The following is a 1,331-nucleotide window of genomic DNA, read 5'->3' as shown; positions in this document are numbered from 1 at the left end:
GCTGAGGGCGACGTGGTCATCATTGCCGGTTGTGCCGATCTTGGCCATGGATGCCTCGGAGAGGTAGCGGCGTTCGTCGGTGGCCCACTCGTCGTGGGTGTCGGCCAGGACGGCTCCGATGAGGCGGATGACGGCGGCTTCGTTGGGGAAGATCCCCACGACGCGGGAGCGGCGTTTGATCTCCTTGTTGAGGCGCTCGAGGGGGTTGGTGGACCAGATCTTGCGCCAGTGCTCCCGCGGGAAGGCCGCGAAGGCGAGCACCTCGGCCTTGCCGGCGTCCATGACCGGCCCGACCTTGGGGTAGCGGGCGGCCAGCTCGTCGCGGACCTTGTCCCACTGCCGGGACATCGAGGTCAGGTCGGGCTGGGCGAAGATGGTGCGGAACAGCGCCGCGACCATCTCGCCCTCACCCTTGGCCACGTGGGCCAGGACGTTGCGGATGAAGTGCACCCGGCAGCGTTGGTGGCTGCTGCCCTGCAGCGCGCGGGCGATCGCGGCGGTCAGCCCGGCGTGCTGGTCGGAGATCACGAGCTTGACCCCGGACAGGCCGCGCTTCTTCAGCCCGGTCAGGAACGCCCGCCAGAACACCTCGTCCTCGGAGTCGCCGACGTCCAGGCCCAGGATCTCCCGACGTCCCTCGGACGTGACGCCGGTGGCCACCACCACCGCCTTGGAGGTGACCATCGCCTGCTCGGTGCGCACGTGCAGGTAGGTCGCGTCCAGGTACACGTACGGGAACGCGACGTGGTCCAGGCGGCGGGTGCGGAACGCCCCGACGGTCTCATCCAGCCCGGCACAGATCCGGGAGACCTCGCTCTTGGAGATCCCGGACCCGCCCAGGGCGAGCACCAGGTCATCGACCGATCGGGTCGAGACGCCGTGGACGTAGGCCTCCATCACCACCGCGTACAGCGCCTGGTCCACCCGCCGGCGCGGCTGCAGGATCGAAGGGAAGAACGAGCCAGTACGCAGCTTCGGGATCGCCAGCTGCACATCCCCGGCGTGCGTGGTCAACAGCCGCGGCCGGGTGCCGTTGCGCTCGGTGCTCCTGGTCTCGGTGCGTTCGTAGCGGCCGGCGCCGACCGCGGCCGTGGCCTCGGACTCGATCAGCTCCTGCATCGCCACGCGGACGCATTCTCGGATGAAGTCGGTGCCCTCGCCGGTGCGGAACACCTCGAACAGCTCGGACACGGCAGAATCAGACAGGGCCATCGGTGAGGCTCCTTCTCGACGAGTACTTGGCGGTACACATCGAGAATCTCGCCGGTGGCCCCCTTCAGTCAGAGAGCCGCGCCGTCACCCCAAACCCCACCACTCCACGGGACGCTGTC

1 protein-coding gene is annotated in these 1,331 nt (G+C 68.8%); it reads right to left on the bottom strand.

Annotated elements, in window-relative coordinates:
* A partial coding sequence (locus EPD83_RS20235; protein ID WP_128368623.1) for an IS256 family transposase occupies positions 1-1,212 on the bottom strand: 1,212 nt, incomplete at its 3' end.
* Between the last annotated feature and the right edge of the window lie 119 nt (positions 1,213-1,331).

It is taken from the genome of Phycicoccus flavus (assembly GCF_004025965.2).
In the GTDB taxonomy this organism is placed as follows: Bacteria; Actinomycetota; Actinomycetes; order Actinomycetales; family Dermatophilaceae; genus Phycicoccus; species Phycicoccus flavus.
The sequence above is the reverse complement of the archived record's forward strand: the minus strand, read 5'-3'. Positions and strand labels throughout refer to the sequence as shown.